Source organism: Mycobacterium persicum (genome assembly GCF_002086675.1).
Lineage (GTDB): Bacteria > Actinomycetota > Actinomycetes > Mycobacteriales > Mycobacteriaceae > Mycobacterium > Mycobacterium persicum.
In genome coordinates this window covers 1-288 of the sequence record NZ_MVIF01000339.1, presented here as the reverse complement: position 1 = coordinate 288, position 288 = coordinate 1, and the positions used below count along the sequence as shown (strand labels likewise).

At 79.5% G+C, this 288-nt stretch carries 1 pseudogene; it reads right to left on the bottom strand.

Annotated features, from left to right (window positions below):
- Nucleotides 1–288: pseudogene (locus tag BST40_RS31345) on the bottom strand (PE-PGRS family protein); the annotation flags it as partial.

Below are 288 nucleotides of genomic sequence, written 5' to 3'. Positions count from 1 at the left end.
CCGCCGCCGACGCCATTCGGCAAGAGGCGGCCGTCTGCCCCGGCGGCAGCCGGCATGGTGGGGGGGAGCAATCCGGGGTTGACGCCCGGCGCGCCGTTCGCGCCGGCCCCTCCGACTCCGCCCGCCCCGCCATTGCCGAACAGCACGGCGTTACCGCCGGCGCCGCCGTGACCGCCGGCCCCGCCCATGCCGCCCGTCCCGCCGTTGCCGAACAGCAGCCCACCGGTGCCGCCGCGCCCGCCTGATGCGCCGGCTCCACCGGCTCCACCCGCCCCACCGTGGCCCAAC